This window comes from Mucilaginibacter litoreus (assembly GCF_042676805.1).
GTDB lineage: Bacteria > Bacteroidota > Bacteroidia > Sphingobacteriales > Sphingobacteriaceae > Mucilaginibacter > Mucilaginibacter litoreus.
This window is the reverse complement of sequence record NZ_JBHTHZ010000001.1, coordinates 551,397-577,137: the sequence shown is the minus strand read 5'-3', so window position 1 is coordinate 577,137 and position 25,741 is coordinate 551,397. Positions and strand designations below refer to the sequence as shown.

24 protein-coding genes are annotated in these 25,741 nt (G+C 42.0%); 12 read left to right on the top strand and 12 right to left on the bottom strand.

Going from position 1 to position 25,741, the window contains the following annotated elements:
• Positions 1 to 76: 76 nt before the first annotated feature.
• The 3 genes from ACFQZX_RS02705 to ACFQZX_RS02695 all read right to left on the bottom strand — a co-directional run bounded on the left by ACFQZX_RS02705 (position 77) and on the right by ACFQZX_RS02695 (position 5,027).
• Positions 77 to 1,198, bottom strand: coding sequence for an AI-2E family transporter (locus ACFQZX_RS02705; protein WP_377111086.1), 1,122 nt, complete (start codon positions 1,196 to 1,198; stop codon positions 77 to 79).
• Positions 1,199 to 1,257: 59 nt separating this feature from the next.
• Complete coding sequence (locus tag ACFQZX_RS02700) at positions 1,258 to 3,384, bottom strand: tetratricopeptide repeat-containing sensor histidine kinase (protein ID WP_377111085.1); 2,127 nt, start codon at positions 3,382 to 3,384, stop codon at positions 1,258 to 1,260.
• A 164-nt stretch (positions 3,385 to 3,548) separates the two neighbouring features.
• Positions 3,549 to 5,027, bottom strand: coding sequence for a glycine--tRNA ligase (locus ACFQZX_RS02695; protein WP_377111084.1), 1,479 nt, complete (start codon positions 5,025 to 5,027; stop codon positions 3,549 to 3,551).
• Between the two features lie 155 nt (positions 5,028 to 5,182).
• Between ACFQZX_RS02695 and ACFQZX_RS02690 the strand changes: the two genes are divergently transcribed.
• The 7 genes from ACFQZX_RS02690 (at position 5,183) to ACFQZX_RS02660 (ending at position 12,736) form a co-directional block, all read left to right on the top strand.
• On the top strand, positions 5,183 to 5,890 hold the full coding sequence (locus tag ACFQZX_RS02690; RefSeq protein ID WP_377111083.1) for an ATP-binding cassette domain-containing protein: 708 nt from the start codon (positions 5,183 to 5,185) through the stop codon (positions 5,888 to 5,890).
• A gap of 286 nt (positions 5,891 to 6,176) precedes the next feature.
• The gene (locus tag ACFQZX_RS02685; protein ID WP_377111082.1) at positions 6,177 to 6,722 is read left to right on the top strand and encodes an outer membrane beta-barrel protein; all 546 of its coding nucleotides are present in this window, start codon (positions 6,177 to 6,179) and stop codon (positions 6,720 to 6,722) included.
• A gap of 138 nt (positions 6,723 to 6,860) precedes the next feature.
• Positions 6,861 to 9,269 carry a gliding motility-associated ABC transporter substrate-binding protein GldG gene (gldG, locus tag ACFQZX_RS02680; protein WP_377111081.1) on the top strand — a complete coding sequence of 803 codons (2,409 nt, stop codon included), beginning with the start codon at positions 6,861 to 6,863 and terminating at the stop codon, positions 9,267 to 9,269.
• Positions 9,270 to 9,304: 35 nt separating this feature from the next.
• Positions 9,305 to 10,429 carry a DNA polymerase III subunit beta gene (gene dnaN / locus ACFQZX_RS02675; protein WP_377111080.1) on the top strand — a complete coding sequence of 375 codons (1,125 nt, stop codon included), beginning with the start codon at positions 9,305 to 9,307 and terminating at the stop codon, positions 10,427 to 10,429.
• A gap of 174 nt (positions 10,430 to 10,603) precedes the next feature.
• Complete coding sequence (locus ACFQZX_RS02670) at positions 10,604 to 11,269, top strand: DUF4397 domain-containing protein (protein WP_377111079.1); 666 nt, start codon at positions 10,604 to 10,606, stop codon at positions 11,267 to 11,269.
• Between the two features lie 8 nt (positions 11,270 to 11,277).
• On the top strand, positions 11,278 to 12,024 hold the full coding sequence (locus ACFQZX_RS02665) for a DUF4397 domain-containing protein (protein ID WP_377111078.1): 747 nt from the start codon (positions 11,278 to 11,280) through the stop codon (positions 12,022 to 12,024).
• A 49-nt stretch (positions 12,025 to 12,073) separates the two neighbouring features.
• Positions 12,074 to 12,736 (top strand): DedA family protein, encoded by a 663-nt coding sequence (locus ACFQZX_RS02660; protein ID WP_377111077.1) that lies wholly within the window; start codon positions 12,074 to 12,076, stop codon positions 12,734 to 12,736.
• A gap of 6 nt (positions 12,737 to 12,742) precedes the next feature.
• Here ACFQZX_RS02660 and ACFQZX_RS02655 read toward each other — a convergent pair whose 3' ends face one another.
• Together ACFQZX_RS02655 and ACFQZX_RS02650 are read right to left on the bottom strand one after the other, a co-directional pair.
• Complete coding sequence (locus tag ACFQZX_RS02655) at positions 12,743 to 13,156, bottom strand: hypothetical protein (protein WP_377111076.1); 414 nt, start codon at positions 13,154 to 13,156, stop codon at positions 12,743 to 12,745.
• Positions 13,153 to 14,127, bottom strand: a complete 975-nt coding sequence (locus ACFQZX_RS02650; RefSeq protein WP_377111075.1) for a zinc dependent phospholipase C family protein — start codon at positions 14,125 to 14,127, stop codon at positions 13,153 to 13,155. Before ACFQZX_RS02650 ends, ACFQZX_RS02655 begins: the two co-directional genes overlap by 4 nt.
• Before the next feature lie 123 nt (positions 14,128 to 14,250).
• Here ACFQZX_RS02650 and rpsT point away from each other — a divergent pair, with 123 nt between their 5' ends.
• Positions 14,251 to 14,505 (top strand): 30S ribosomal protein S20, encoded by a 255-nt coding sequence (gene rpsT, locus ACFQZX_RS02645; protein WP_095703802.1) that lies wholly within the window; start codon positions 14,251 to 14,253, stop codon positions 14,503 to 14,505.
• 102 nt (positions 14,506 to 14,607) lie between these two features.
• On the top strand, positions 14,608 to 15,393 hold the full coding sequence (gene radC / locus ACFQZX_RS02640) for a RadC family protein (protein ID WP_377111074.1): 786 nt from the start codon (positions 14,608 to 14,610) through the stop codon (positions 15,391 to 15,393).
• 389 nt (positions 15,394 to 15,782) lie between these two features.
• Here the strand turns inward: radC and ACFQZX_RS02635 are convergent, their stop codons facing one another.
• The 6 genes from ACFQZX_RS02635 to ACFQZX_RS02610 form a co-directional block, all read right to left on the bottom strand.
• Positions 15,783 to 16,313, bottom strand: coding sequence for an Mpo1 family 2-hydroxy fatty acid dioxygenase (locus ACFQZX_RS02635; RefSeq protein WP_377111073.1), 531 nt, complete (start codon positions 16,311 to 16,313; stop codon positions 15,783 to 15,785).
• A gap of 56 nt (positions 16,314 to 16,369) precedes the next feature.
• A complete protein-coding gene (rny, locus tag ACFQZX_RS02630; RefSeq protein ID WP_377111072.1) occupies positions 16,370 to 17,935 on the bottom strand; it encodes a ribonuclease Y in 1,566 nt (521 codons plus the stop codon).
• 291 nt (positions 17,936 to 18,226) lie between these two features.
• On the bottom strand, positions 18,227 to 18,520 hold the full coding sequence (locus ACFQZX_RS02625) for a cell division protein ZapA (RefSeq protein WP_377111071.1): 294 nt from the start codon (positions 18,518 to 18,520) through the stop codon (positions 18,227 to 18,229).
• A 21-nt stretch (positions 18,521 to 18,541) separates the two neighbouring features.
• Complete coding sequence (locus ACFQZX_RS02620; protein WP_377111070.1) at positions 18,542 to 18,832, bottom strand: hypothetical protein; 291 nt, start codon at positions 18,830 to 18,832, stop codon at positions 18,542 to 18,544.
• 81 nt (positions 18,833 to 18,913) lie between these two features.
• The gene (gene pheT / locus ACFQZX_RS02615) at positions 18,914 to 21,313 is read right to left on the bottom strand and encodes a phenylalanine--tRNA ligase subunit beta (protein ID WP_377111069.1); all 2,400 of its coding nucleotides are present in this window, start codon (positions 21,311 to 21,313) and stop codon (positions 18,914 to 18,916) included.
• A 157-nt stretch (positions 21,314 to 21,470) separates the two neighbouring features.
• Positions 21,471 to 21,707, bottom strand: a complete 237-nt coding sequence (locus tag ACFQZX_RS02610; RefSeq protein ID WP_377111068.1) for a hypothetical protein — start codon at positions 21,705 to 21,707, stop codon at positions 21,471 to 21,473.
• A gap of 320 nt (positions 21,708 to 22,027) precedes the next feature.
• On the opposite strand from ACFQZX_RS02610, the gene ACFQZX_RS02605 reads away from it, so the two are divergent.
• Entirely contained in the window at positions 22,028 to 22,207 is a 180-nt protein-coding gene (locus ACFQZX_RS02605; RefSeq protein ID WP_377111067.1) for a hypothetical protein, read from the top strand.
• A gap of 293 nt (positions 22,208 to 22,500) precedes the next feature.
• On the opposite strand, the gene ACFQZX_RS02600 is transcribed toward ACFQZX_RS02605, so the two are convergent.
• Complete coding sequence (locus tag ACFQZX_RS02600; protein WP_377111066.1) at positions 22,501 to 24,255, bottom strand: lysophospholipid acyltransferase family protein; 1,755 nt, start codon at positions 24,253 to 24,255, stop codon at positions 22,501 to 22,503.
• Positions 24,256 to 24,313: 58 nt separating this feature from the next.
• On the opposite strand from ACFQZX_RS02600, the gene ACFQZX_RS02595 reads away from it, so the two are divergent.
• Entirely contained in the window at positions 24,314 to 25,141 is an 828-nt protein-coding gene (locus tag ACFQZX_RS02595) for a ComEA family DNA-binding protein (protein WP_377111065.1), read from the top strand.
• Positions 25,138 to 25,665, top strand: coding sequence for an adenine phosphoribosyltransferase (locus ACFQZX_RS02590; RefSeq protein ID WP_377111064.1), 528 nt, complete (start codon positions 25,138 to 25,140; stop codon positions 25,663 to 25,665). The genes ACFQZX_RS02595 and ACFQZX_RS02590 overlap by 4 nt, the downstream gene beginning before the upstream one ends.
• Positions 25,666 to 25,741 lie beyond the last annotated feature (76 nt).

Below are 25,741 nucleotides of genomic sequence, written 5' to 3'. Positions count from 1 at the left end.
AGCAAAGGTCCGGAACATTAAGTTCCGGGCCTTTTATTCAATTATCGATTATGATCTATGAACTATCGACTATGAACTAAATACTATCCTCCCTCTTGGGCAATACTGCCCGACGCTTGCGGCGGTTACGCCAGATATCTACCATCTGCTGCGTAGGGATGTTATCACCAAGTAATTTACCCCATGGTTTAAGCGGCTCTATACGGTCGAACACTATTTTGATGACCGCTACAAAAGGGATAGATAAAAACATCCCGGATATTCCCCAAAGCTGATTGCCTAATAATACAACGATAATAGACATTAATGCATTGATCTGAACCTTGGATGATACGATGCGTGGAACCAGAATATTATTATCTATAAACTGTATGACGATGTAGGCAGCTATTACACCCAATTGTGTGGAGTATCCGTCTTTAGTTACTGTGGCCATTAGCACCGGTAAGGCAATCGCTATAATTCCGCCCAGGTATGGTATCAGGTTAAGTATGGCACCAATGCAACCAATAAGTATCCCATATTTAACGCCTAAAAGCACAAGCGCTGTTGAATTCATAGCAGCTACTATGATCATCTCTATCAGCAGTCCTACGATATAGCTTTGTATAGCGGTTTTTGTTTCGCTGAGTACTTCACTTACCTTTTTAGAATTTTCCTCTGCAAACACCTCGTAAAGGAAATTAAGGATCAATGTTTTATAAAATAGCATCAGAAAAATGTAAACCGGTAACAGGAATACAACAGATAATACCCCTAACACGCCGTTAAGTGTCCTGCCAACCACAGCCTGGCTGTTATTCAAAGCGTCTTTAATCATCTGCTCCTGTTTGGTTACCGCTACACCAAAGGTGGTTTGTATCCAATTTTTAAGTTCGGCAGTTATACTTTCAAATTTCTTTTGCAGCATCGGCATAGCATCACCAAACTGTACTATTTGCGTAGACAGGAAGTAAAAAACCAGTGTGACTGCTATAATCATTATCAGCATTGCGATAATAATGGAGAGGAACTTTGGAACGCCTTTACGCTGCAGGCGGTTGCAAAGCGGGTTAAGCAGGATAGCCAAAAAAGCGGCAAATGCCAGCGGCACCAGAATATCCGCCAGTATATTGAGTACATATACAAGCAATATCAAGCCAAATAAAATGGCAGTAGCCTGTATATAAAAAGGTTGGTCTTTAATTTTAATTGACATGCAGATAGCTTACTATATGCACAAGGAGTGTTGACCCAAATTGTTTGTTTAATAAATATTTAGGTGTGTATACCTGCTTCAAGGCTAAATCCAAATTCTGTATATTGGCCTGGCTGGCTCTTAGCCCATATTTTACCATTATATTTTTCTATAAGGTCTTTGCAAAAAATCAGTCCCATACCGGTACCGCTTTCATTCATCGTGCCACTTCGGCTGGTTACTTTTCCTATAAAAAGACTGTTTAATTGATCAGGGCTCATTCCAATGCCATGATCTGTGATACTAAAATTTATTCTGCCATTAACTTTTACTGCGGTGATATCAACACTATTGTCGGGATGTGAAAACTTTATAGCATTTGTCAAAAAATTATGTATAACTATACGTATTGATTTCGGATCTCCCAATACAATATATTCAGGATCTACCTTATTTGTCGCTGTTATACGTTTTCGCTTAAACTGTTCATTAAGTATATAAAGCTCCTCGTTTACTACATCATGCAAACAAAAGCTTTTCGTAGTCTCTTCAATATTATCTACCTGGCTGTTAATCCAAAAAAGAAGGGTATCTAAAAAATCGGATGTGTGCTCAAGTTTACTAAATACAACCGGCACCATTTTTATGAATTCGGCGTGAGATATATCATCATCCATTATTAAAGTAAACGCTCCTCTCAAGGTGCTAAGCGGGGCTCTCAGGTCATGCGCAAGTATGCTTATAAGCCTGTCTTTTAAATGGTTAAGTTCGTTAAGTTTCTCTGTCTGTAGTTCAATTTTTTTATTTCTGTCTTTTAAGAGCGAATTAGCCTTAAGTTGCTTTCGTTTGGCGTTATAATAAAATAACAGCATAAGGCTTATCACTACAATTATAGCAGTATAAATAATACTTGCACGCCGCTGTTGTTGAAGCTTTTTAAATAACTGCGCCTCTTTTTTACTGGCTGCTTGTTGTGCATTTTCAAATTGTAATGCCGTGTTATACGAGGTCAGCTTTTGCAGGCTTTCACTGTGGTTAAGGCTGTCTTTAAGGTTAACAAAGCGTAAATGTGCAGTAAATGCCCTTTGATAATCTTTAAGACCGGCATATGCTTTACTTAATTGTTCAGTGGCATCGGCCTTAAGATTGATGCTTTGTAGGTTACCTGCAGTTTTTAATGCAAGTGTAGCATATTTTAAAGCCTTGAAATATTTCTTTTCAGTGTTGTAAACCAACGCGAGGCCGGTTTGGGCACAAGCCTTATTATATTGAATTTGATTTTGAGTAGCAGATACCAAAGATTTATTCAAATAATAAATAGCCGAATCAATTTGCCCTGTTTGATTATAGTATAAACCAAAATTATAATATATCAGGCTGATCCCCTCCTCATCGCCTAACTGATGATACATAACAGAAGCTTGTTTAAAGTTATCAAAAGCCTGCTTAAGTTTCTTTTGTGCTAAATAAACTTCTCCAATATTCTGATAAATAGTACTGATGCCTTGCTTATCATCAAGCTTCAACCAAAGTTTATTCGCCTTGTTAAAATATTCAATTGCTTTTGAGTAAAGCTCAAGGTGCTGCATAACTACACCAATATTGCAGTAGTTGTCTGCCGCTGCTAATTGGTCATTCAGTTTTATATCAATAAGTAATGATTTAAAATAATGATCAAGCGCATTGTTAAAGTCGCCCATATTATCATAAGTGATACCTATAATAGCGTGGCAATTAGCAATTTCAATCTGATTGTTAAGCCTTTTACGGATATTTAACGCTTTTTGGAAATAAGAGATGGCTTTGGCGTAATTTCCGACAAAATCCTGTACACGGCCAAGTCCCATAAGGGCGTTGCTTATGCCTAAATCTTTTTTGGTTACCTGGTATAAGTTTAGGGCGGCTGTATAATTAAGATTAGCCTCAAGGTACTCACCCTTAAATGAGTGTACATCACCCAGCTGGATATCTGCATCTGCAATACCCGTTTTATAACCCAGTGCTTGTGACGACTTTTTAGCAAGACTGGCAAAATATACAGTACTATCTGGCGCTGACTCGTAGTAACTTTCAGCAAGTTTATTTAAATGGTTTATTGTAGCAGTGTCAGTTGTTTTTAAATTGCCTTTTGATGTAAATATAAGCCGCTTTAAGCTATCCGTTTCCTTAACCAATGGAATAGCCTGCAAGGGAGTTATAAGAAACAAACAAAATACTAATAGTAAAAAAGGCTTCAATTAGGATAAGTATATACAGCCTATAAAGTTATTGATATTAAGATTAACCGGATGAAATTTGAGTAATAATAATTTAATAAAACTGCTACGCCCCCCAAATGGCAGGTGCAGCAGTTTTATAGTTGTTATATTGCTTATAACACATTTTTCCAGCTAACCAGGTTGCCGATAATGCGGTCAAGATCATCAGCGTTTACGCGCTCCTGGGCCATCGTATCTCGGTGGCGTATGGTTACAGTATTATCTTCCAACGTTTGATGGTCAACAGTGATACAGAAAGGAGTACCAATGGCATCCTGACGGCGGTAGCGTTTGCCAATAGCGTCCTTCTCCTCGTACTGCAGGTTGAAATCAAGCTTAAGTTTATCCATTATTTCGCGTGCTTTCTCTGGCAGGCCATCTTTTTTGGTAAGCGGGAAGATGGCGGCTTTAACCGGCGCCAATACAGGGTGCAGGCGCAATACGGTACGGCTATCCTGTTTTTCGTCAGTGCTCAGGTCTTCTTCCTCATAGGCATTGATCAGCGTAAGCAGGAACATCCTGTCTAAACCGATAGAGGTTTCAATAACGTAAGGGATATAGTTTCCAAAAGGCTTGCCTGTTTCCGGGTCAACTTCCGGGTCAAAATACTGCATCTTCTTGCGGGAAAACTTCTCATGCTGGCTCAGGTCAAAATCGGTACGGCTGTGTATACCTTCCACCTCTTTAAATCCAAACGGAAATTCATACTCAATATCATAAGCAGCATCTGCATAGTGGGCCAGCTTGGTATGCTCGTGGTAACGATATTTTTCAGGTGCGGTCCCTAAGGCCAGGTGCCATTTAAGGCGTGTTTCTTTCCATTTATCAAACCATTCTTTTTGCGTGCCGGGGCGTACAAAAAACTGCATTTCCATTTGCTCAAACTCGCGCATGCGGATGATGAACTGACGTGCAATGACTTCGTTACGGAATGCTTTACCAATTTGAGCTATACCAAAAGGGATTTTCATCCTGCCGGATTTTTGCACGTTAAGGTAGTTTACAAATATACCCTGTGCGGTTTCGGGGCGCAGGTAAACCACATCGGCATCATCAGCAACGGCGCCTATTTGCGTGCTGAACATCAGGTTAAACTGGCGAACTTCTGTCCAGTTCGCGGTACCGCTGACAGGGCATTTGATATCATGTTCAATGATGAGCTCCCGTAAACGCGGAAGGTCTTCGGCTTTAAGGGCGTTATCCATCTCTATCTGCAATTCTTCAGCCTCGCTGGTTTTGCCTTCCTCATCGTATTTGGCTATGCGGTCTTCCAGTAGCTGATCTGCACGATAGCGTTTTTTACTGTCTTTATTGTCTATCATCGGGTCGCTGAAGCCGTCTACGTGGCCGCTGGCTTTCCAGATGGTTGGGTGCATAAATATAGCAGAATCAATACCAACAATATTTTCGTTCATCTGCACCATGGCTTTCCACCAGTAGGTTTTGATGTTGTTTTTTAGTTCCGAGCCGTTTTGCCCGTAATCATAAACAGCACTAAGCCCGTCGTAGATCTCGCTTGACGGGAAAACAAAGCCATATTCTTTGGCGTGTGATATTACATTTTTAAATTGTTCGTCGGTGGATTTGCTCATAGTAACAGCAAAGATAGTTTTTAGAGGTGAAAGTCGAAAGTCGGTAGACCGTAAGTCCGGAAGATAAGCTTAAACCGAAAAATTTTTGAAGCCTTTGTTTCTAACTTTCGAACTTCTGACTTCCAGACATCCTACTTAATCAATAACTTTACCGCATGAGCATACAGGTAGAGGGTTTAACCAAGCTATACGGGCACCAAAACGCAGTAAACGGTATCAGTTTTAATACCGGGCAAGGTGTGCTTGGCTTTTTGGGCCCAAATGGTGCAGGCAAAAGCACTACCATGAAAATGCTTACCGGCTTTTTACCACCTACTACAGGCTCCGCTACGGTTTGCGGGTTTGATATTATTAAGCAGCCGCTGGATGTTAAGCGCAGCATTGGTTATTTGCCGGAGAGTAACCCGCTGTATACGGATATGTATGTAAAAGAGGCGCTGGCATTTATAGCGGGCCTACATGGTATACATGAGCCTGTAAAACGAATTGCAGAGGTAATAGAACAAACCGGTTTAGGGCCCGAGCAACATAAAAAGATCGGGCAGCTATCCAAAGGATACCGGCAGCGAGTGGGCTTAGCGCAGGCCATTCTGCATAACCCCGAGGTGCTGATACTTGATGAACCTACATCCGGCCTGGATCCTAATCAGCTTATTGGTATCAGGCAATTGATAACAAACCTTGGCAAATCAAAAACAGTGATATTATCTACGCATATTATGCAAGAGGTTGAAGCGGTTTGCAATCATGTAATAATAATTAACAAGGGCAATATAGTAGCTAACGATTCATTAAATAATCTGCGCTCTGGCAACAATAACCAGTCGCTTGAGCAGATATTTATTGGATTAACCAATAACTAAAAGCATTACTTTATGTTAAGCCCTGTTTGTTTTACAAATAACCGGCTCGCTTACAACAGGTTGTAAATAATTCAAATATCGTGTGTAACGTAAGTATTTATTAACCCGTCTATAAACCCGGATAACAGCGTTGTGTGTACCCGGCGCAATTATCTTAATATTATAATATTTGATATCTGTTAACTCGTTGCCTTACAAGGTATGTGCTCAAATGTTAATATTTTGATATTGATTTATAATATTTTAAATATATATTTGCGGTACTTAACCTTAAACAATTATCACAATGAAAAAAATCGCACTTGTAATGGTGGTGCTCTGTAGTGCAGCGCTTACCACTTTCGCACAAACATCCGACGCAGTCGGCAGATTCAGTATCGGTTTAGAGGCCGGTCTTCCAACAACTTCAGGTTATTCTTTTATCATCGGCGGTTCGCTTAAGTATGAGCATCCAATTCAGGAAGGTTTGTTCCTTACCGGCTCAATTGGTTACTCAAGGGTGAAGATGAAAAGCGTTGATACAGGGCTTAGTGACGAGGATATGGAAGATCTGGAAGACCTTGGCATAGATACTGATGGTCTTGGCGGCGGCTCATTCGGTATTATTCCAATCAAAGTAGGCGCTAAATATTACTTTGCCGAAAAGATTTTTGGTGAGGCACAATTAGGTGCCGGGATCAATACTCAAAGCGGCGGCGGTACGTCATTTATTTACTCTCCGGGTGTAGGTTATAACTTCAGCAACAATTTTGAGGGGGGCTTACGTTACGAAGGATGGTCAAATAATGGCACGCTTGGTCAGCTTGGTGTTCGTTTGGCTTACAAATTCTAATAATAGTTAAGCATTAATTAAGGGGAAAGCCCGCTGAGCAATCAGCGGGTTTTTTGCTTTTCTTTAAATTTGCAAATAACGCACCGCGTTATTTCGGCAAATTGTAATTTTACATTCTTTGACAGCAAAGCCTATAAAGTGATCAGTATTCTAAAAAAAGAAATAGTAACTTATCTCAGTTCGCTGGTAGCGTATATAACCATTGGTGTTTTTTTGTTGGTACTTGGGCTGTTTTTGTGGGTGTTTCCGGATACCAGTATATTAGCTTATGGCTATGCCGGTTTGGAAAGCCTTTTTAGCACCGCTCCGTATCTGTTTATGTTCCTGGTGCCTGCGGTAACCATGCGCTCACTTGCCGAAGAGCGTAAAGATGGTACTTTTGAATTGCTGCTCACCCGCCCCTTAACCAATTTGCAAATTGTTTCAGGTAAATACCTTGCCAGTGTTTTAATAGTACTCTTTGCATTAATCCCTACGTTGGTATATTATTTCAGCATATCAACTTTAGGCACCCCGCAGGGTAATATAGATACCGGCGCTGTAATCGGCTCTTACATAGGCTTATTTTTACTGGGGTCGGTTTTTGCTGCTATTGGTTTGTTTGCTTCATCGGTAAGTAAAACGCAGGTTATTGCATTCACTATAGCTGTTTTTTTGTGTTTCTTTTTTTACACTGGCTTCAATTCGTTAAGCTCAATTCTTTCACTGCAGGCGTTAGGTCTGCAAAACCTGGGGATCACCGAGCATTATGAGTCTATCAGCAGAGGAGTGCTTGATACGCGCGATCTGTTTTACTTTTTAGTTGCAGATGCATTGTTTATCTGGCTCACCCTATATGTTTTGCATAAACAGCAGGGGCGTAAGCTTGCTGGCACTACATTTTTGAGCTCGTTAGGTATTATTTTTTCGTTGCTGGCTGTTACCGTGCTCTCCGGCAAAATTTTTACCCGGTTTGATTTTACAAAAGAGAAGCGTTTCACCATCTCCCCGGTGAGCCGAAGCATTATGCAGGGTTTGCAAAAGCCGGTAACAGTTACCGTGTACCTTGAGGGGGATAACTTTCCTGGAGGGATGAAACGCTTGCAAACCTCTGTAAAAGATTTGCTGGCAGATTTGCAGGCTTATAACGATGAACTGCAATTTAAATTTACCGACCCATTAAAGGGCCTTTCGCAGGAACAGCAAAAGCAACAATATGCAGACCTGGAAGCTAAAGGCATAGAAGCGCAAAATCTCAGTGTAAAAACCGACGACGGCGTATCTCAAAAAATCATTTTTCCCTTTGCGCTGGTTACCTATCAGGGTAAGGATATAGCCGTAAAATTGTTGCAAACCCAAAGCAATATTAACCTTTCGCCCGATGAGGTACTGAACAATTCTATACAAAACCTGGAGTATGCATTTACATCGGCCATAAAAAAAGCAAGCAGTGGGGGTAAGCAGCGCATAGGTTTTACAGAAGGCCATAACGAACTTAACGATCTGCAGCTTAGTGATGCCATGCGCAGTCTTAGCGACGGCTACTTGGTTGGGCGGGTTAACCTGGCTACTATCCCTTTTGACAGCCTTACCAAAATAAGCTTGCTGATAGTACCCAAACCCGATAAGGCCTTTACTGAATTGGAGAAATTCAAGCTCGATCAATACATTATGCGGGGCGGACGAATGCTTTGGGCGATTGACCAGGTAAGCGCCGAGCTTGACAGTCTGCGAGGTAAAGGGGGGCAGCAACTCGCCTTTAATAAACAACTAAATTTGGACGATCAGCTTTTCAGGTACGGTGTACGCATTAATTACGATTTGATCGCTGATATGAATTGCTCCCAAATACCTGTAACCACAGGTGATGCAGGCGGGCAGGCGCAGATACAAATGCTGCCATGGTTGTTTTACCCTGTTTATCTGCCTTTTTCAAAACATCCGGTGGTTAAAAACCTCGATGGCATCAGCAGCCAGTTTGCCAGTAGTATTGATATGCTGAATGTGAAAAATGTAAGGGAAACCGTATTGCTTACTACATCGCCATACAACAAAAAAATAAGCACCCCTTATATGCTCTCGCTGCAGGCCCTGGAGCAGGAGCCCGATCCGCGCGAATTTCAAAGCGCACCTAAAATAACCGGTGTATTGCTGGAGGGTAATTTTACGTCTGACTTTCAAAACCGCCCGGTACCAGAAGGCTTTGATCAGAAAATTAACGTATTGGCGCAAGGAAAACCAACAAAAATGATAGTGCTGAGCGATGGAGATATTTTGCGTAACCAGGTAGGGGCCGATGGGTCGCCGTTCCCGTTAGGGTATGACCGTTATACCCGCCAAAGTTACGGCAATAAAAACCTGCTGCTTAACATGGCCGATTATCTTACAGACGACTCCGGTCTTATATCGCTACGGTCTAAAGAGATACAGATGCGCCTGCTCAACCGTGCGCGCATACGGCAGGAAAAGTTGTTCTGGCAGCTTGTAAATACTATTGTACCTATTGGCATAGTGTTAATATTCGCTATTTTTCAACATTATATCCGTAAGCGAAAGTATGCTCATTAAATTTTATACTTTTGGTAGATAAACGTTAATATATCATGAGATTTATTGTTTCCACATCAACACTGTTAAAGCAGTTACAATCGGTAAGTGGTGCCTTAAGCAACAGCACGGTATTGCCGATACTGGAAAACTTTTTGTTTGAGATTAAAGACGGCAACTTAACCATTTCTGCTACCGACCTGCAAACCAGCATGACTACGTCGCTTGCAGTAGAGGCTAAAGAGAATGGCCGTATTGCAATACCATCGCGCATTTTATTAGATACACTTAAATCGCTGCCAGAGCAACCGGTTGCCTTTTCTGTAGACGACAATACCTTTGCTATTGAAATAAGCGCCGGCGACGGTAAATACAAACTAAGCGGCGAGAACGGCGAGGATTTCCCTAAGATCCCGGTGGTTGAAAATGCGTCATCAGTAAATGTACCGGCGTCTGTTTTAGCCGAGGCTATCAATAAAACCATATTTGCGGTAAGTAATGATGAACTTCGCCCTGCCATGACAGGTGTTTTTTGCCAGTTAACTACGCAGTCGTTAACGTTTGTAGCTACTGATGCGCATAAACTGGTACGTTACCGCCGTAAGGATGCAAGGGCAGAAGGTACTACTTCTTTTATCTTGCCTAAAAAAGCGCTTACACTTTTAAAATCGGCATTACCTTCTGATGATGTAAACGTTTCTGTAGAATATAACAGCACCAGCGCTTTCTTTAAATTTGGAAACATCAACCTGGTTTGCCGTTTAATTGACGAACGTTACCCGGATTACGAAGCTGTAATTCCGAAAGAAAACCCTAATAAATTAGCTATTGACCGCCAGGCGTTTTTGGGTTCGTTAAACCGTGTGGCTATTTATGCCAACAAAACCACCCACCAGGTAAGGTTAAAAATAAGCGGAAGCGAACTGAACATCTCCTCAGAAGATATTGATTTCTCTAATGAAGCTCATGAGCGTTTAAGTTGCCAGTATGAGGGCGACGATCTGGAGATTGGTTTTAACGCACGCTTTTTAATAGAGATGCTTAAAAACCTTAATTGCGAGGAAGTATCACTTGAAATGTCGACCCCTAACCGTGCCGGTTTGTTATTACCACAAGGCGGCGACGAAAATGAAGATATACTGATGCTGGTTATGCCGGTTATGCTTAACAGCTACGCGTAATAGTGAGCGGTGAGTTGTTAGGTGGTGAATAGTGCCTTATGTAACTACTCACCAATCAGCCACTCACTATTTAACCTTTACATAAAAAAGTCCGGCGCATAAAAGCCGGACTTTTTTATGCGCCATATAATATTTGTATCCATATTTGAGTTGTATAGCATCTGCTTACTGATAATGAAGTTTAAAACGTTCGGATTTATTTGCCTGGCTATTATAGCTATATCTTCCTGTAAAAAGGGAGTTGATGGTGTTACTGAGACGCAAACTACAAGTGTTAATTATATTAACACAACCGGCGATACCTTAAACGTATACGCTAACGGAAGCCGCATAAACATTACCAACAGCATTTATCCGCTGGGTTCATCGGGTTACTTAAATACACCGATTGGTGAACAAAATTATCAGGTGAAAAAATACGGTAACCCAAATGTATTGTTCAGTTTGCAGATGCCTTTAAAAGAAGATAATGTATACTCTTTTTATCTTACCGGTAATTCGCCTGACAATGTATTTACTGATGTGGATACCTTGAAAGGAGTGGATACGCTCACGCTTATACGGTTTGTGCATACTTCGCCAAATGCTGGTAACGTAGATGTTTGGGTAGGAGATACCGTTAAATTTAACGGCATGGCTTACAAGTCTACGTCACAATTTATGCATATACGGCCCGGTATTAAACGGATTAGGATTTACAAAGCCGGATGCACCACACAATTGCTTAGTGATGAAACACGTACCCTAATAATTAACAGGGCTTATACTTTATTCACTAAAAGCGGTTTAAGCGCTGATGGCGGGACAACGTCGGGCACGGGGCTGGTTATTAATAAATAATTTTAAACATGGTTAATAAATATCATAACGGCGTATTGTTTTACCTCTTGTTGCTGGTTATGGGAGTGATGATCATCCCGGTGCTGGCATCATGCAGCAAGGATAGTATCAGCTCAAGTGGATTAAATGCAAGGCTGCAGATAGTAAACCTTAGCCCTGATATACAGCCTGTTAATTTATTGGCTAAATATGTAAGGGTAAGCACAAATACATATACTTATCCAAACGCTTCAGGATATTTTTTACTTAATACTGTTAATGTGCCCTTTCAGATAAGAAATGTGCAATCTGCAACAGATCTTAATCCTACCAACCTGGTAACTATAGAAGATACGATTAGGCCACGTGTGCCTTACACTTTATTTATAACCGGTTTAAAAGCAGACAGCAGCCTTACATCGGTATTAACAGTTGATACAGGGGCTATACCCGCGATAGGTCGTGGAAAGGTAAGATTGGTGAATGGTATGCCCGGCAGCTCTGGCCTCAGGATTACATTTAATGATACTGTGGCATTTAAAAATGTGGCATACAAATCTGTTACAGATTATATAGAAGTAACTGCAGGTAGTTATAATATAAATATTACCGCTGCCAACGCCCCTACTACTGTGCTTACGAGTATCCCCAATTATAACATACTTGACGGAAAGCTGTATACCATATATGCCTATGGCCTTTCTAACAGGGCTGATAGTGCCCGTTATGGCTCGGGCATAATACTCAACACGCTGCCCCCAAATACAACATATTAACTGTTGCCTGTCGTAATTATCTTGTTACCTTTGCAAAAACTCATTAATTTTGGAAGTAGTACATAGCCTTATCGACTTTATTCTGCACATTGATAAACACCTGTCGCAGATAATCAGCCAATATCAAAGCTGGACTTACCTCATACTTTTTATTATTATTTTTGCCGAAACAGGCTTTGTGGTAACGCCGTTTTTACCGGGCGATTCACTGTTATTTGCAGCCGGCGCTTTAATAGCCGGAGGTGCTACAGGAATGGATGTTAATTTGCTCTTCATTATATTACTGGTTTCAGCCGTTTTGGGTAATACTGTGAATTATTTGTTGGGTAAATTCCTTGGCGATAAGGTGTTTAAAGAAGAAAACAAAATACTTAAACTAAGCTACTATTTAAAAACCAAAGCTTTTTTTGATAAGCATGGTGGCAAGGCGGTTATCTTTAGCCGTTTTGTACCAATTATACGTACTATAGCTCCTTTTGTAGCCGGGGTAGGGCACATGCCTTTAGGCCGTTATACCTTGTATAACGTTTTAGGAGGGCTATCATGGATAATTATCTTTTTATACGGCGGCTATCTTTTTGGTAATGTACCTATCATACAAAAGAACTTTTCGCTGGTGGCTATCGTGATCATACTTGTATCACTGTTGCCGCCTATATTTGCCTATGTTAAAAGCCGGATGACTAAAAAGGAAGATGTGAATGTTGAGTAAACTTTATCAAAGTTTGCAAGCCTGGAAAGAAAGCCTTTTTTTGTCGCGATGATAGCAGTGTAATTTTTGCCAGCCTGGTAAAACCCGCCACCGTCTCCATTGACTCAAGGTCAACTTCTGTTCAACGCTTTCGGTATAAAAGTCTGTATAAAAAACATTATTAGTTTTTAAATCAACATAAAAATCATAGTTTGTCCTAAACATATCCAAGTTTCCTAAGCCAACTTTAACCCAGTAGTAATGGAAATCTTTATCTGGTTCACGGGCAATCATCATTTTAGGATGAGACTTTACTGCCTGTTGCATGAATTCTTTTACTTCAGGTAATGAAGCGACTTTGTTAATTGCAGCTTTACCTTGACAATAAGTAAATACTGGTATGAAGATGAATGATACAATCAGGAAAGCCACGTATTTCATAAGTGTTGATTTGAATTCTGTATAACTATTTTGCCTGCCTTATATAATGCTTCTTCACGATCTATCTGTTGCTTTTTACCTTTTGGTAATGGCTTTGATATAAGTTTGTTTAAGTCAGGCTGCCCGGCATCTACCCATGCCGAAAACCAAAAACTGCCAACACTAAGCAAAGAAGCGCGCATTTGCCGTTTGACCATACCCCTTAGTAATTTGTGATAGGCTCTGCTGTAAGCCACAGAATATACCTTAACCTTTCGGCTGCCGCGTTGTTCCATGGCATACTTTTGCAATGGCGGGAAAGTTTTGTTCAGCGCTCTTTCTATTCGTAAAACGGTATCAACTTTTTGATAGGAATTGGCACATATCCTGAAAGCTTCAGCTAATGGATTGCTGATATACTTTGCCTTGCCAACGTTATAATTATAGCTATTGCTGAATAGCTCGGGCAGGCGGCTTTCCCATAGGGCATGTACGCCGGTTTGGTTGGTGAGTTGCCCATCATAGTTTTCGGTTAAATGTAAGGGTGTATGTGCATCAGATATATAATGCGCCAGGTTAGCCGAAGTGATCAGAATGCCCGTTGTATCATGCGCTTTAAAAGCTTTTACCAGCCAGTAATAATTGCTGGTGATTGCCCAGGGCACAGTGCCGTACTTGTTTAACGTATCCGACGAGTATTTGGCAGCAGCATCAATCCAGTGTTGCGGCATTGCTTTGAATGGCTGCTTGCCGTAGTGGTCGGCATCAAAAAAGTGATGAGGGATCTCTGATGAGTCAACATACCGCTTCTTGTCGGCGCTTACGGCATGTTCTGTAATGAAATCGATATTTGCCCTGTAAAAGTCCGACATTCCCTTAGGGAGCGTAAAAACAGCCAGCCGGTTGATGCGGTAATGTGCAAAAAATCCCCAGGAAGAGCAAACTACAAGCACAAGCATCCCTGATAAAAGAATGATAAGGCGGCGTTTCATGAGGTAAATATGCTTAAATATTCAGTAAATCTAATCTACGGCATAAAATTTCGGGCTATACTATTGCACAATAAAAATTATGTAACTATATTTGCAGCCTTAAAAATAGAATAACAAGCTACAATGGCAAATCATAAATCATCAATCAAAAGAATCAGGGCAAATGCTGCGAAGCGTCTGCGTAACAGGTATCAGGCTAAAACAACCAGAAACGCTGTTAAAAAATTAAGAAGTGCAACTACTAAAGCTGATGCTACTCCTTTATTGGCTAAAGTGATTTCTATGCTTGATCGTTTAGCTAAAAAGAACGTTATTCACAAAAACAAAGCTTCTAACAATAAATCGAAGCTTACTAAATTTGTTAACGGCTTAAGCTAACAGCTTGATCAATAATATTCATGAAAGGGATAGTGCTTTTGCATTATCCCTTTTTTATTGCGCACGGATTAACTCACGCTATCGCTTATCAAGTCCTCTACTTTGGAAAAAGTTGGGAGAGGCGTTTCCAGAGCCAATTGCATTTTATTCGGATTTTCCAGTATTTTAGGCCCTATAATCCCTAACCAATTGGAGCACTATCAAACCAAAATAAGCATAAAAGCCTGGGCCGAAGAAGACCGCCCGAGAGAGAAATTAAGCGGGCAGGGCAGGCGTGCACTTACGGATGCCGAACTGATTGCCATACTGATAGGCAGCGGCAGCCGTACCGAAACCGCCGTTGAATTAAGCAAGCGCATACTGCATCATTATGATAATGACCTCAACAAGTTGGGCAAAGCCTCTATAAGCGAATTGAGCAGGTTTAAAGGCATAGGCGAAGCCAAAGCTATCTCTATCATAGCCGCCCTTGAAATTGGCCGCAGACGCGGGGATATTGAGGCTAAAGTGCCTGATGAAGTAAAGTGCAGCAAAGACGGCTATAATATTATGCGCCGCCACCTGATGGATCTAAATCACGAGGAGTTCTGGCTGATGCTGATTGGCCGTTCGTCAAAAGTTATCGCCAAGGAACTGGTTAGTAAGGGTGGACTTAGCGGTACCGTGGCCGACCCCAAAATAATCTTTAATATGGCCTTACAGCACCAGGCAAGCGCCATCATAATGGTGCATAACCATCCGTCAGGTAATTTGAAACCAAGCCGGGAAGACCTTACCTTAACAAAAAAAATTGCAGATGCAGGCAGGCTACTGGATATCAACGTGCTTGATCATCTGATCATTACTGATAACGGTTACTTTAGCTTTGGGGATGAGGGCTTGCTTTAAAGGGCATCGTCACGGGGAATTAGGCAGTCCCGATCCTCTTATGTTCACGAACACACAGGTGAACATCGTGAACATAGCTAAATAGCTGATAATAAGAACTCTGAAAATACAGGTGACATAACACTGTCACTGCCAATTTTGAGGAAGGTAACAAACCATTGTCTTCGCGATACGAAGCAAACGCTCAAAAGTTTTTAGTTAGCAATGGCTGTGCTTTATTAATGTCAGTAGATGTTACGTTCTTTTTTCGCAAAAGAAAGTAATCAAAGAAAACTTTGCGACTGCGCAAGCTTGCTTTGAAAGGTAGTGCTTTAGCAGTGTTCGTGCTACCCGCAATCATCTGCCAATGCATTTAAGAATACCATCGTTGGGTTTGTCAGGCTTCTTCGTTAATACCTTAGCTTTAGCCTGCGTGTAAGCCTGTAGATCACCCAAAGCGGCGTTAGGTGCACAAGCCTGGTATCATCATTAAATGATGCTTCTTTACCCTCCAGTTTACCGCCAATGTACTGCCCTAAAAGTGATAGTACCAATATACCCACACTTACAGCACTCAATTGCGGGCCACCGGCTTTTTCCCATACTTCAAACTGCATGATCAGGTAGCTGAACCCAAACATCAGGAACAGCATGAAATATGATAACAAAGGAGACAATTTAAGGTAATAATAGATAGTGATAGCGATCAGGAACGATGCCCAGTTGAAATAGCCCTGGTAAGCCTTCAAAAAACCTATTTGCGGAAAGGGAATGGCCCAAACCATGCCCAGCAAACCCAATACCATCAGCGGCACGCAGATGTAATGCAGCAGCCTGTTGGCGGGATTTTGATGACTGGCATCAAGCCGTGCAAAATAAACCTCAACAGGGCGAAGTTCTTCTTTTTTGCTTGTGGTTGTATTAAAATGTTTTTTACCCATCAGAAAATAAAAAAGCCCTCCCCGGTTAAGGAGAGGGTTTGGGTGAGGCTCTTAAATTATTTTGCGAACGCTACCGAGCGGGTTTCGCGTATAACGGTAACTTTTATCTGGCCCGGGTAGGTCATTTCAGTTTGTATACGGTTAGATATATCAGCTGCAAGCACTTCACTTTGCGCATCTGATATCTTTTCGCTTTCTACTACAACGCGCAGCTCGCGGCCGGCCTGTATAGCAAAAGTTTTTTCTACACCAGGATACGATAAAGCAAGCTCCTCAAGCTCTTTTAAGCGTTTGATGTAACTTTCTACCACCTCGCGGCGTGCGCCCGGCCTTGCGCCTGAAATAGCGTCGCATACCTGAATGATCGGCGATAGCATCGATGTCATTTCTATCTCGTCGTGGTGTGCGCCAATGGCGTTGCAAACTTCAGGGTGCTCCTTGTATTTCTCTGCAAGCTGCATACCCAAAATGGCGTGTGGCAGCTCAGGGTTATCGTCTGGTACTTTACCAATATCATGTAGTAAGCCCGCACGCTTGGCCAGCTTTACGTTAAGGCCAAGTTCTGCGGCCATAGTAGCGCAAAAGTTAGCCACCTCGCGCGAGTGCTGCAACAGGTTTTGCCCGTATGATGAACGGTAACGCATACGGCCAACCATACGTATCAGTTCAGGGTGAAGCCCATTGATACCCAAATCTATAACAGTACGCTCACCAATCTCAACAATCTCTTCCTCTATCTGCTTTTTGGTTTTGGCAACCACTTCCTCAATACGTGCAGGGTGTATACGGCCGTCTGTCACCAAACGGTGCATGGCTAATCGTGCGATCTCACGCCGTACAGGATCGAAGCCTGAAAGAATAATAGCCTCCGGGGTATCATCTACAATGATCTCTATACCTGTAGCAGCTTCCAGGGCACGTATGTTACGCCCCTCGCGGCCAATTATGCGGCCCTTTATCTCGTCGTTCTCTATATTAAAAATAGATACTGTATTTTCTATAGCTGCCTCTGTAGCAGTACGCTGTATGGTTTGTATAACAATCTTTTTAGCCTCTTTGTTAGCTGTAAGCTTGGCCTCGTCAACAATATCCTTGATCTGGGCCATGGCTTTGCTTCGGGCTTCTTCGCGCAGGTTATCCACCAGTTGGTTTTTAGCTTCTTCCGCCGAAATACCTGCAATGGTTTCCAATTGTGCAATATGCTGACTTTTAAGGTGTTCAACCTCTTCCTGCTTACGGTTTACTACTTCATGCTGGGCTTCCAGTTTTTTACGCAGGCCGTCAATTTCGTTCTCTTTGCGATTTAAATTCTCAAGCTTTTGATTATAGGATTGCTCCTTTTGCTTGATACCGTTTTCGCGCTGATTTAAAGTGTTGTTTTTTGCATTTACTTCCTGCTCGTGCTCGGCCTTTAATTGCAAAAACTTCTCTTTTGCCTCTAACAAACGATTCTTTTTAAGTATTTCGGCGTTATTTTCAGCGTCCTTAAGAATCTTTTTTACTTTAGTTTGGGCTGCTATTTCCTGATCTTTAAATAATTTACGGAGCAGGAAACGCCCTATGACTATTCCCGTCGGGACACCGGCAAGCAGCCCGATGATGATGTATAATACAGTGTTCATTTTTAGGTTATATAATAAAAAAACCGCAACTAATTTTTAAGTGTTCATGTATTGTTAAAACTTCCATTCGGGGATTAATCGGATCACGGCTTACCGTTAAATACACGATCAACGCATGCCTCCATTTTGACCCGGAGATATCGAAGCGTTAAGTTTTTAATAGTGAAACTTAAAATTTAACTGCGGTTAAATCTTAAAATGCTCATTCAGCTAAAAGCTAAAAGGCCAAAACAGAAAGCTATGGATGGCTTTTTGCTTTTAGCTTCGGCTTTTCGCTTATTTTAAAGAACGTTATTGTTTAGAAAAAAAATCGTTCAGCAAATGATCTAACTGATAAACCCGGTCGGCTACCTCGTTATCCTCGGTGCTTACCTTTTTATCTGCTTTTAGTGATGATGTTGCGTAGTGCAGCACACACATTGATAACAGATCCTGCTTATCTCTAACCGCATAATTTTCCTGATATTCCTTTATACGGTCATTGATCAGTTTTGCCGCCCTTCTTATTATTTCCTCTTCTTCCATGTTTACCTTTAAGGGGTAAACTCTGTCAGCAATATTTATTTTTATTGAGATTTCTCCCATTTGAGCTTTTCACTTTCTGTATTACTTTTTAAGCAATACAATACACTTATCTATTTCCTGCACAAAGTCGTTAATTTTTTGCTTAATGTCAACACTTTTTTCATTTGTTTCTGAAAACGACTTAGCCAACTTCAATACACGAAGCTTTTCTTCCAGGTCTTTTGTCTTGTTTGTGCTGGCTTTTAAAGCCACGTTCAAAGCCTCGCTCTCCAGCTTAAGCAGGTCGTTCTCTTCCTGCAAAGCAGCGCAAAGCTCAATCAGCCTTTCCGTTTTTTCTACTACTTTACTTAACTGTTCTGCTACTGAAGGCATTATTTGGTTATTGATTGTGTTGATTGGGTGAATGGGTTTCATCTAACTATTAACTACTCACCCAGTCAACCACTCACTATATTACTTTCTTATCTCGGCTCCTGCTTCTTTGCCTAAATTATAAATAATTTTTTGCATGATGGCGTCTATCGCCTTATCGGTAAGCGTTTTTTCAGTATCCTGCAATATAAAGCTTAGCGCGTATGACTTTTTACCGGCAGGCAGCTTATCACCCTGGTAAACATCAAACACATTTACATCCTTTAACAGCTTCTTATCCGCCCGTGCGGCAATCTGCTTAAGCTGACCGAAAGTAACGGCCGTATCAACCAGCATACTTAAATCGCGGCGTACTGCCGGGAACTTAGATACTTCCTGGTACACGATCACATTTTTACGCACCTGTTTCAACACCAGGTCAAAATCAAAATCGGCATAAAATACCTCTTTGTCCAGGTCCACTTTTTTCAAGGCATTTTTACCTACCTGCCCAAACTTCACCAGTTGCTTGTCATTCAGCATATACTGTAAACCGTAAGCAAGTTTTTTGCAGGTGCTGTCTTCAGTTGCAAAATCGGTTATATTAAGGCGCTGCAAAATGCCATCAACAATAGCCTTGATGTTATAAAACGATACCGGTTGTTGCTTTTGGTTCCATTGTTCATCCGTATTGTTGCCGGTAATAAATATCGAGAAGCGCTGCGTTTCGATGTACTTATCCTCTTTGGTACTGTAAACCTTACCAAATTCATAAAACTTGATGTCGGCGTTCCTGCGGTTCTGGTTATAAGCTATAGCCTCCAGGCCAGAGTACAACAGGGTTTGGCGCATGGCATCCAGGTCGCTGCTCAAAGGGTTTACTATTTTTACGGCTGCATCAGGATTGTCCGAGTAAGCCAGCTTAGTAAGCGAGTTGCCCATGATCTCGTTGAAACCATTAGCGCTAAGCAGATCTGATATGGTATTCTGCACCGTATCCTTCTCCGGCCGTTGGGATGTATTAAGTGATGCACGTATCTGTGTAGGTATCTCAATGTTGTTATAACCGTACAAACGCAGTATCTCCTCAATAACGTCTACCTCGCGGGTTACATCAACCCGGTATGGCGGCACTTTTAGCGACAAGCCTTCTTCGGTCTCATTAACTATGCTGATATCAAGCGATGTCAGTATGCTTTTGATGGTATCGTTACCGATAGCCTTACCAATCAGCCTGTCAATATTTTTATAGGTAACATCAACATCAAAAGGCGCTACCGGGTTGGGGTAATGGTCAAATATCTCTGACGACACCTTGCCACCTGCAACCTGCTGTATCAGCAATGCAGCGCGTTTTAGTGCAAACACGGTCATGTCGGGGTCGGTACCACGCTCAAAACGAAAAGAGGCATCCGTTTTAAGGCCATGCCTTTTTGATGTTTTACGTACGGATACCGAATTGAAATAAGCGCTTTCCAGGAAGATACTTTTTGTAGAAGCTGTTACACCTGATTTTGCCCCGCCAAATACACCGGCGATACACATAGGTTCCTCGGCATTGCATATCATCAGGTCGGCAGCGCTTAGTTTGCGATCTACCTCGTCCAGCGTTTTAAACACGGTGACTTCAGCCACGTTTTTTACAATCACCTTATTACCTGTGATCGCATCGGCGTCAAACGCGTGCAGGGGCTGGCCTAACTCATGTAATACATAGTTGGTAATATCAACCACATTGTTAATGCTGCGCACACCTATTACCGCCAAACGTTCTTTTAACCACTTTGGCGACTCGCCAACCGTTATATCAGTGATGGTTAAACCCGAATATCTTGGCGCAGCATCTTCATTTTCAACCACTACCTGTATAGGGCTATCGTTACTATCAACCTTAAAAGCGCTTACGTCAGGCTTATTAACGGCGAGCTTTAAAAAAGCGGCAACATCACGGGCGGTACCCAGATGGGAGGCCGCATCAGCCCGGTTTGGCGTAAGGCCAATCTCGTACAGATAATCGTCGTTAAGTTCAAAATGCTCCTTTGCCAGCTTACCTACGGGTACATCGGCATCCAGCACCATTATACCCTCGTGGCTATGGCCAAGGCCTATTTCGTCTTCGGCACAGATCATACCTTCAGATACCTCGCCGCGAATTTTTGATTTGTTGATCTTGAAAGGCTCTCCTGTGGTAGGGTGCACCATAGTACCTACTGTTGCTACAACAACCTTTTGGCCTGCTACAACATTGGCGGCACCGCAAACAATCTGCAGGTCCTCGCCGCCGCCCACATCTACCTTTGTAACTTTCAATCTATCGGCATTGGGATGCTGGGTGGTTTCTTTTACGTAGCCAATAACAAGGCCTTCCAGCCCGCCGGGAATAGCCTGAACTTTTTCAAGGCTCTCTACCTCGAGGCCGGTACCTGTAAGTATTTGTGATATCTCCTCTGGAGATTTGTTGGTATCAATAAACTCTTTAAGCCAGTTGTAAGATATTTTCATTGCAACGGCAAAGATATGATTTGAGGGGGAAAGCTGAAAGGAGCTTTGGATTTACGAGGTACGATTTTAGAATTACGATCAAAGAATGAAGCAATCTTTTAACTTGTATGCCTTAGCCTGCTAAAAGATTGCTTCATCCCTTTAAATGATGCGCATATTACTCGTTTTCCTGCGCTTGGTTATCCTCATCAAGGTTAAGCGTGTATGATGGTTCTGCAGCGTCATAGGCCTGGTTAGCCTGAGGTGTTTCGTCAGTTTCGCCGATATCCTCATTGGTATCATCGAACCCGTTACTGTGTAAGTCCTGCTGGCTCATTTGTTCTTCGTTTTCAGTTTGGCCAAGCTGATCATCCTGTTGCAGCATATCATCCTGTTCTTCTGGTGGAGTTATCATTTTAAGTTAGATTTTAGAGTTACGATTTAAGATTATAACATCAGGGTTATAAATGTTGTTTGATTAGCTTCTCAAATTAAGGGCCGATAAGCTCAATGGCTTATGCTTTGATTAACGTTAGTCCGCTCATTGCCGCGGGCGGCTACTTCTTTTGTCTTGATACAAAAGGAAGCAAAAAATCAAGACGAAAAAATCCTACCTCCGCACAGCCTCGCCCATCGGCCCCGGTTTTTCGTCGGCCCAACGCTCTTCAATAATAATTCAGCGTATTAAAAATTAAAGCAAAGCAAGCCTGATGAACCCAACGTCACCCTTCTAAAATGCGGCATTGGCAGATTGCGGGTAGCACTGGCACTGCCATACTACTGCCTTACAAAGCAAGCTGGCGCGGCCGCGAGGTTTCTTTTTCGTTCTTTTTCTTTTCCGGCAAAAGAAAAAGAACATCCACCAACGATGATACAGCACATCCATTCCTAACGGAGCACGAATGTTATCGTTAATGCTTTGGTTAACGTTAGTCCGCTCATTGCCGCGGGGGCTACTTCTTTTGTCTTGATACAAAAGGAAGCAAGACTAAGCGAAGCGTTCTCATGAGCGTAGCGAATAATTCAAGACAAAAAAATCCTACCTCCGCACAGCCTCACCCATCGGCCCCGGTTTTTCGTCGGCCCACCGCTCTTGGATAATAGTTGAGCGTATTAAATTCAAACAAAACAAGCCTGAAGAACCCAACGCCACCTTCCTAAAATGCGGCATTGGCAGATTGCTTCGTTACTCGAAAGGACGTTTCGGGTTATAAGTTCTTACCCAGTTTCTCCAGCATATCCTGCGGAACCTTCTGCAGATCGAGCACCAGGAAACCATCGAGGCAATCGGCGAATTTGGGATCTATGTTAAAGCTGATTATTTTGGCGTTAAGGCCTATATATTGGCGCAGCAATACAGGTATCTTCATGCTATGCGTTTCCACCTCAGATATCAGCGCGTCAAGTCCTTTAAAAGAGTCGCCGGCAGCAAGCAGGGCATCGGTATCAATATTCTCAAAATTAACCTTGAATTTTTTACGCGGCTTAACATATTGGGCCAACTCGTGGTCAAAGTGATTCCTGTTGATATAATCCACTATCAATGATTTGCTGAATTTGGAAAAAGAGTTGCTGATACTCACAGGCCCTATCAGGTAACGGTAGCGGGGGTTATCAATAACATATTTTAAAATACCTTTCCATAACAAAAATAGCGGCAATGGCTTTTGCTGATATTCCTTGCGTATCCAGGAGCGGCCCAGCTCAAGGCTTTTCTTTAAGATAGGGGTAAACTGTTCTTTAAGCTTAAACAGTTCATTAATGTAAAATCCCTTTTTGCCTACGCTGTAAAATATCTCGTCGCCCAGGCCTATGCGGTAGGCGCCTACAATGGCTTTGGCTTCCATATCCCAAATAAATAAGTGGTGATAATATATATCATACTCGTCCAAATCGATCTCCTTGTTGGTGCCTTCGCCCACCTCTCGAAAGGTCAATTCGCGCAGCCGGCCGATCTCGCGTATGATACATGGGATTTTTGAGCTTGGCGTTATAAAAACTTCATAATTTTTTTCTACCCAAACCCGGTAGCTGTCGCGCAGGGGCACAACCTCTTTTTCCAGTCTATCCGCAGGTGTTTGGGGCACTATGGCTGTAGGGAGCTTTTTAATTTTAAAAAGATTGCGTGGATTAAAAAGCCTTTTTTCTTCATCCAGCCCGGCTCCCAAAGCATAAGTTTTAGCGCGCAGATAGTTGAGTATTTTTCCGCTGTTATTATTGTCAGGTATATCAGCAAACTTAATGGGCTTGCCAATGCGCAGCTTAATGGTATGGCCATGTTTGTTAAACAGCTCTGAGGGCAGTTTAGCCGTGCGCAATGTTGGGTGGATAAGGCTAAGCAGATTGAACAACAACCCGTTGTTTCCATGAAAATAGATGGGTACCACCGGCACCTTTGCCTTTGCAATGATTTTACCTACCACGGGGTGCCAAAGGCGATCAGTAATTTCACGTTTCTCTACCTTAAAAGTAGAAACCTCTCCGGCCGGGAATATACCTATAGGCGTTCCGTTTGCCAATAGTTCCAATGTGGTTTTAAGCCCGCTTATGCTTGAGGAATGCTCAACATTTTCAAAAGGGTTTACGGCAATGAAGTAATCGGCCAGGTTAGGTATTTTTTTTAATATGAAGTTGGCCATTAACTTCGCATCGTCCCGGGCCATGGTCAGTATCTTTAACAGCACCATGCCTTCTATGCCTCCGTACGGGTGGTTTGCTATGGCTATGAATGCACCGTCTTTGGGTAGGTTTTTAAGTTCCTGCTCATCAAAATCAATGGTTATTCCGCAGCCCTCAAGTATGGCGTCAACAAACTCGGGGCCCACTTTTGGCTGTGCCTGGGCAAAAAGCTTATTAACCTGATTGATTTTCATTAGTTCCATCAACAGGGAAGCGAGGCCAGGCATTCTTAGCTTATCAAGTTTGGTTGCTTTAGCAAACTCTTCGGTGCTTATTATTTCCATAACTGTGTATAACGTTCACAAATTTACTAAATTAACCCCTTTTTAAATCCATTCTAATTTGAAACCGCAATTAAAAGAGCACCTGGCTATCACAAAAAGAGAATGGAACGGTCTTGTAGTACTGTCGGCACTTATAGCATTAACACTAACGTTGCCCTACCTACATAATTTGGTATACAAGGATGATACAGTAGTTAATATTAACGAATTTAATAAAGCCGTTGCCGAGTTGGAAAAGGCGAATTTGCCAGGTAAAGACATTGCACCGGCCAAGCTTAATAAATTTAACCCTAATACCGCATCAACTGCCGATTGGCAAAAAATGGGATTGACCGCGAAGCAGGCTGCCACAATCAAAAATTATGTATCAAAGGGTGGCAGATTCCGCAAAGCTGAAGATCTGCAGAAAATTTATGGTTTGACAAAGATAGATTATGTACGTTTAGCGCCATTTATGATTATCCCGGATCATAAGCCAGCCGTTGTTGAAGTTATTGAAATCAACACGGCTGATTCTGCTACGCTTACCAGGATACAAGGTGTAGGCCCGGCGTTTGCCAAACGGATTATTTACTACCGGCAAAGGTTAGGTGGCTTTGTTTCAAAAGAGCAATTGAAAGAAGTTTTTGGGCTTGATGAGCTGAAATATGATGAAATCAAAGGCCAGGTTAAGGTAAACCCCAGGCTGATCAGGCGGCTGGATATAAATACCATTACTTTTGATAAGTTAAGGCTAATGCCTTATTTGAACTATAAGCAGGTGAATGCAGTTATTGAATACCGTAACCAGCACGGCAGCTATACCTCTGTTGATGACTTAAAAAATATTGCCATTATAGATGAGCAGATTTTGCGTAAAATTGAACCTTATTTAATTTTTAAATGATAGAGCAGCAGATAAAGACAGTCATTCGTGATATACCGGATTTTCCGAAACCAGGTATCGTATTTAAAGATATCACCCCGATATTGCAAAGCCCCGGGTTATGCGAAAGTATCATAGATGTTTTTATTGCAAGATTGCAAGGTTTACAAATAGATGGTGTAGCCGGTGTAGAAAGCCGGGGTTTTTTATTTGGGTTAACACTGGCCACTAAATTAGGAGTACCGTTTATACCGGTACGCAAAGCTGGGAAGTTGCCACACACAGTAAAACAGAAAATTTATGAGCTTGAATATGGCTCGGCCACAATCGAGATACATACAGATGCTTTTAAACCGGGAGATCATATCCTTATTCATGACGACCTGCTTGCTACAGGGGGCACCGTAACGGCCGCAAGCCAGCTTATACAGGAAATGGGTGGTATCGTGTCCGGGTTTAGCTTTGTAGTAGGATTAAGCTTTTTAAACGGTCGTGAAAAAATATCACCCATAAGCGATAACATTACGGTCCTTGCCAATTATTGACATCAAATTTTTCTCCTCGCGTTGATATTTCATCTTATATTTTTACCCCGGTAAACGCTTAAAAACCCTCTGAACA

Excerpts from the sequence above, each read along its gene's own strand:
- ACFQZX_RS02705 (WP_377111086.1), bottom strand. The coding sequence starts at position 1,198 with ATGTCAATTAAAATTAAAGACCAACCTTTTTATATACAGGCTACTGCC.
- ACFQZX_RS02695 (WP_377111084.1), bottom strand. The coding sequence starts at position 5,027 with ATGAGCAAATCCACCGACGAACAATTTAAAAATGTAATATCACACGCC.
- ACFQZX_RS02690 (WP_377111083.1), top strand. The coding sequence starts at position 5,183 with ATGAGCATACAGGTAGAGGGTTTAACCAAGCTATACGGGCACCAAAAC.
- ACFQZX_RS02685 (WP_377111082.1), top strand. The coding sequence starts at position 6,177 with ATGAAAAAAATCGCACTTGTAATGGTGGTGCTCTGTAGTGCAGCGCTT.
- dnaN (WP_377111080.1), top strand. The coding sequence starts at position 9,305 with ATGAGATTTATTGTTTCCACATCAACACTGTTAAAGCAGTTACAATCG.
- ACFQZX_RS02670 (WP_377111079.1), top strand. The coding sequence starts at position 10,604 with ATGAAGTTTAAAACGTTCGGATTTATTTGCCTGGCTATTATAGCTATA.
- ACFQZX_RS02665 (WP_377111078.1), top strand. The coding sequence starts at position 11,278 with ATGGTTAATAAATATCATAACGGCGTATTGTTTTACCTCTTGTTGCTG.
- ACFQZX_RS02655 (WP_377111076.1), bottom strand. The coding sequence starts at position 13,156 with ATGAAATACGTGGCTTTCCTGATTGTATCATTCATCTTCATACCAGTA.
- ACFQZX_RS02650 (WP_377111075.1), bottom strand. The coding sequence starts at position 14,127 with ATGAAACGCCGCCTTATCATTCTTTTATCAGGGATGCTTGTGCTTGTA.
- rpsT (WP_095703802.1), top strand. The coding sequence starts at position 14,251 with ATGGCAAATCATAAATCATCAATCAAAAGAATCAGGGCAAATGCTGCG.
- ACFQZX_RS02635 (WP_377111073.1), bottom strand. The coding sequence starts at position 16,313 with ATGGGTAAAAAACATTTTAATACAACCACAAGCAAAAAAGAAGAACTT.
- rny (WP_377111072.1), bottom strand. The coding sequence starts at position 17,935 with ATGAACACTGTATTATACATCATCATCGGGCTGCTTGCCGGTGTCCCG.
- ACFQZX_RS02625 (WP_377111071.1), bottom strand. The coding sequence starts at position 18,520 with ATGGGAGAAATCTCAATAAAAATAAATATTGCTGACAGAGTTTACCCC.
- ACFQZX_RS02620 (WP_377111070.1), bottom strand. The coding sequence starts at position 18,832 with ATGCCTTCAGTAGCAGAACAGTTAAGTAAAGTAGTAGAAAAAACGGAA.
- pheT (WP_377111069.1), bottom strand. The coding sequence starts at position 21,313 with ATGAAAATATCTTACAACTGGCTTAAAGAGTTTATTGATACCAACAAA.
- ACFQZX_RS02610 (WP_377111068.1), bottom strand. The coding sequence starts at position 21,707 with ATGATAACTCCACCAGAAGAACAGGATGATATGCTGCAACAGGATGAT.
- ACFQZX_RS02605 (WP_377111067.1), top strand. The coding sequence starts at position 22,028 with ATGCGGCATTGGCAGATTGCGGGTAGCACTGGCACTGCCATACTACTG.
- ACFQZX_RS02600 (WP_377111066.1), bottom strand. The coding sequence starts at position 24,255 with ATGGAAATAATAAGCACCGAAGAGTTTGCTAAAGCAACCAAACTTGAT.
- ACFQZX_RS02590 (WP_377111064.1), top strand. The coding sequence starts at position 25,138 with ATGATAGAGCAGCAGATAAAGACAGTCATTCGTGATATACCGGATTTT.